This is a genomic window from Nocardia sp. NPDC060220, from assembly GCF_042727815.1.
Lineage (GTDB): Bacteria > Actinomycetota > Actinomycetes > Mycobacteriales > Mycobacteriaceae > Nocardia.
The window spans coordinates 1-3,999 of the sequence record NZ_JBHWZY010000652.1; the positions used below are offsets into that span (position 1 = coordinate 1).

Here is a 3,999-nt window from a genome sequence, read left to right on the forward strand (position 1 = left end):
GCCCCCTCTCGACGAGAGGGGGCTCTTTTGTGTGCACTCAGCGCGCGATGGCGGCAGCCCGCGCCCGAGCAGGCACCGTTTGCAGCACCCGGTCCGAAAGTTCGCCGAGGCAACTGAGGTTCGGGAACCCCGGCCCCTGCGCCATCGCGGCCATATTGGGCAGATAGAGCTTGCCGCCGAGCCCGGTGACCGCCAGGTCGTAGCCGATCGACGACTCGATCCGCGACTGCGTCAACGCACCGCCGACGGCGAGCTCGAGCCGATCCGCGGTCCGCTGATCGAACATCTCGAGGAACCACAGCGGCTGACCACCGGTGGCATCCACCACCAGGTCGAAGTTGTGGACCTGGTCGGCGCGCAACTCGTTGCTCAGCGTCAAGGCCAGTGATTCGCCCTGCGGCGCGATCTTGGTGACCCGCCCCTGCAGGTGATGAACGCGGTTGTCGCCCAACAGACTTTCCTGCACACGCACCGAGAACACCCCGCGGTCGGTGCGCCGGATCACGTCGCGCCGTTCCTGGATGCTCAGCGCCGCCCACTTCACGGGGTCGCTGAACAGCGAGTTCTCGAAGAAGCTCTCGCCACGGGTGTAGAGGGTGGCCAGCGGCGAGATCACCGAGATGGTGAGCATCTCGTGGCGAACCAGCTCGTCCAGCGCCGAACCGCCGGTCCCGCCGCCACCGATCACCGCGGCGCGGGAGGCGGCGGGCAGCGTGCGTTTGCCTGCCCGGTCCCAGAATTCGGCGATGCTGAGCACACGGGGATGGTCGAGGAGAGCGCGGCTGCTGCGGCCGGGGCCGGTGATCATCAGGCCGTCGGCGGTGAGCCGGCTCTGCGCGCCGTCGGCGTCGACCACGTCGACCTGCCACTGCTCACCGTCGCCGTGACCGATCTTGTCCACCCGACCGAGCACCAGCTCTAGGTCGATGGACTTCGCGACCCACTGCAGGTACTTGGCCCACACATGGTGTTGCGGACTCGGCCTGCCGCGGTCGATCCACTCGGCATAGGTGCCGTGTTCGATCAGGAACGTGGTCCAGCTGAAGGCGGCCATCGCGTGATCGATATCGCGATTGCGGCCGCGCGCCCAGGTGGAGTGGTACGGGAAGCCGACGTCCTTCTCGGGGCTGGTGCCCAGCCGGTGCTGCCCGTCGGTCCAGCCGCCGGTGGGCAGCCAGTTGCCGCCGACGGCATGCGCCTCGACCACGACCACGCGCGGAGCGGGCATCCCGAGGGAGCGCAGAACGTGTGATTTAGTCGCCACCGCAAGGGCTTTCGGCCCAGCACCGACTACCAGGAGGGTATCCACCGGTTCGTTCTCCACTCTCTCACGCACCAGCCCATATTTGCATAGGCTTACCTTATTTAACCACCGGAGCAGACAAACAAGTGTCGTTAGGCTAACCTAACGAACATGGGTAAGGGATTGAACGGTCTGATAACCAAGGCCTGGGGCGGCGCCGACTACCGGCTGACAGTGACCTCCAACGAGGAGATCACCGACAAGTTCATCCGCATCGGCTTCACCGCGGGCGGCCTGCTCGCCGACCACCCGGTGCACCCCACCCAGTGGATCCGCCTGTGGATCCCCGACGCGACCAGCGACAAGCTGCACCACCGCGGCTACACGCTGGTCGACCAGAATCCCGACGAAGACACGATGAGCATAGATTTCGCTCTGCACAACGGTCCGGCGGCCGACTGGGCCCGCCGCGCGAAGCCGGGCGACCTGCTCGACGCCACCGTGCTCGGCTCGGACTTCCAGCTCCCGGAGCAGACCCCGAGCGAGTACGTCATCTTCGGCGACACCGCCTCGCTGCCCGCCATCAACTCGCTGCTCGACGCCATCGGCGACACCCCCGCGCGAGTCTGGCTGGAATGGCAGTACGAGTCCGACAAGACCATCCCGGTCAACAACAAGCCCCACCACACCCTCACCTGGCTCCAGCGCGTCGACGACGGCCGCCTGCTGCGCGAGGCCGCCCAGGAAATCACCTGCGTCCCCGGCACTTACGGCTGGGTCACCTGCGACGGCCACACCACCCGCTCGATCGTGAAGTCCCTCAAGACCCAGCACGCCCTGCCCAAGACCTCGATCAAGGCGCAGGCCTACTGGAAGTAAGCGAACCGGTTCCGCGACAGCCCGCGAGGCGGGTGGCGGGCCGACGGGATTTCGGCGAGGGTGGGGGTGGAAGTTGTCCCCTGCCTGCGAGGAGAGCACCGTGTCCATTCTCGATGCCGCTACCCCCTTCGGCGAAGAGGTCGGCAAGCGACTGGCCGAGGAACACGTGATCTGGTTGACCACCATCGGCGCGGACACCACCCCGCAGCCGAACCCGGTGTGGTTTCACTGGGAGAACGACGAGTTCCTCATCTTCACCATGCCCGAGGCCAAGAAGCTGCGGCACCTCGCGCACAATCCGCGGGTCGCGCTCAACTTCAACGCCACCGAGAGCGGTGGCGAGGTCGCCGTCTTCACCGGCACGGCACGCGTGAACGAAGCGCCCACCGAGGACGAGATCGCCCACTACGCAAGGAAATACACCAGGGGCTTCGTCGACATCAAGATGACCCAATCGGAATTCTTCGAGGCCTACTCGGTGCCGATCCGTGTCGCCCCGGACCGCCTGCGCGGCTTCTGAACTGCCGCGGTGCGTGCGCCGGAACCCGGCGAGTACTGTGGCGAGCTCCGTCCGTATCACGGTGGGGAGCCGACATGCAGTTCAAACAGTCGAGCAAGCTCGCGAATGTTTCCTATGAGATCCGCGGCCCGATAGCCGAGCACGCCGCTCGACTCGAGGTCGAGGGACACCGGGTGATCAAACTCAATACCGGTAACCCGATGCAGTTCGGCTTCGACGCACCATCGGAGCTGCTGCGCGACATCATCGCCAACCTGCCGTCGTCGGCGGGCTACGCGACCTCCAAGGGGTTGCTGCCCGCCCGGCGCGCGGTGGTGCAGTACTACGAGGGCCGCGGCGTCGACGACCTCGATATCGAGAACGTCTTCCTCGGCAACGGCGCGTCCGAACTCATCATGATGGCGATGACCGCGCTCATCGAGAACGGCGACGAAGTCCTCGTCCCCGCACCCGATTTCCCGCTGTGGACCGCCGCCGTGCATCTCAACGGCGGCAAGGCGGTGCACTACCTGTGCGACGAGAGCGCCGACTGGTATCCCGACATCGCCGACATCGCCGCCAAGATCACCGACCGCACGCGCGCCATCGTGATCATCAACCCGAACAATCCGACGGGCGCGGTGTATCCGACCGAGGTGCTCGAGCAGATGCTCGAACTCGCCCGCCAGCACAATCTGATCGTCTGCTCCGACGAGATCTACGACAAGATCCTCTACGACGACGTCGCCCACACTGTCACCGCCTCGCTCGCGCCCGACCTGCTGTGTCTGACGTTCAACGGCTTGTCCAAGGCGTACCGGCTCGCCGGTTTCCGGTCCGGCTGGCTCACTGTCTCCGGCCCGACCCGCCATGCCGAGAGCTACCTCGAGGGCCTGACGATGCTGTCGGGACTGCGGCTGTGCGCGAATGTTCCCGCACAGCAGGCTGTGCAGGCGGCGCTGGGCGGGCACCAGAGCATCCACGAACTCACCCTGCCCGGTGGTCGACTACTCGAACAGCGTGATCGGGCGTGGACCGCCCTCAACGCGATTCCGGGCGTGTCCTGTGTGAAGCCGAAGGGCGCGCTCTACGCCTTCCCCAAGCTCGACCGCGCGACCTACCGGATCGACAACGACGAGAAGTTCGTGCTGGACCTGTTGCTGGCCACCAAGATTCACGTCGTGCAGGGCACCGGCTTCAACTGGCCCTCCCCCGACCACTTCCGCATCGTCACCCTGCCGCAAGCCGATGAGCTCGACCAGATCATCGGCAGGATCGGCGAATTCCTCTCCACCTACCACCAGTAACACAAGCGGCTGGCGCCGCACTTCTCGGCCCTGTTCCCCACCTCTTCCTCCCTCCGGGCACTCCTTCGTCG

The 3,999-nt window shown here is 66.0% G+C and carries 4 protein-coding genes; 3 read left to right on the forward strand and 1 reads right to left on the reverse strand.

The features are described 5' to 3' along the window. Nucleotides 1–37: 37 nt before the first annotated feature. Nucleotides 38–1,309, reverse strand: a complete 1,272-nt coding sequence (locus ACFWF3_RS27065; protein ID WP_379316191.1) for a SidA/IucD/PvdA family monooxygenase — start codon at nucleotides 1,307–1,309, stop codon at nucleotides 38–40. 105 nt (nucleotides 1,310–1,414) lie between these two features. Here ACFWF3_RS27065 and ACFWF3_RS27070 point away from each other — a divergent pair, with 105 nt between their 5' ends. From ACFWF3_RS27070 to ACFWF3_RS27080, 3 genes are all read left to right on the forward strand, one after another. Next, entirely contained in the window at nucleotides 1,415–2,122 is a 708-nt protein-coding gene (locus tag ACFWF3_RS27070; protein WP_379316193.1) for a siderophore-interacting protein, read from the forward strand. A 100-nt stretch (nucleotides 2,123–2,222) separates the two neighbouring features. Continuing rightward, nucleotides 2,223–2,642: a TIGR03667 family PPOX class F420-dependent oxidoreductase gene (locus ACFWF3_RS27075; RefSeq protein WP_378993677.1), complete on the forward strand. Its 420-nt coding sequence runs from the start codon at nucleotides 2,223–2,225 to the stop codon at nucleotides 2,640–2,642. Nucleotides 2,643–2,716: 74 nt separating this feature from the next. After that, nucleotides 2,717–3,928: a pyridoxal phosphate-dependent aminotransferase gene (locus ACFWF3_RS27080; RefSeq protein WP_378632188.1), complete on the forward strand. Its 1,212-nt coding sequence runs from the start codon at nucleotides 2,717–2,719 to the stop codon at nucleotides 3,926–3,928. Nucleotides 3,929–3,999 lie beyond the last annotated feature (71 nt).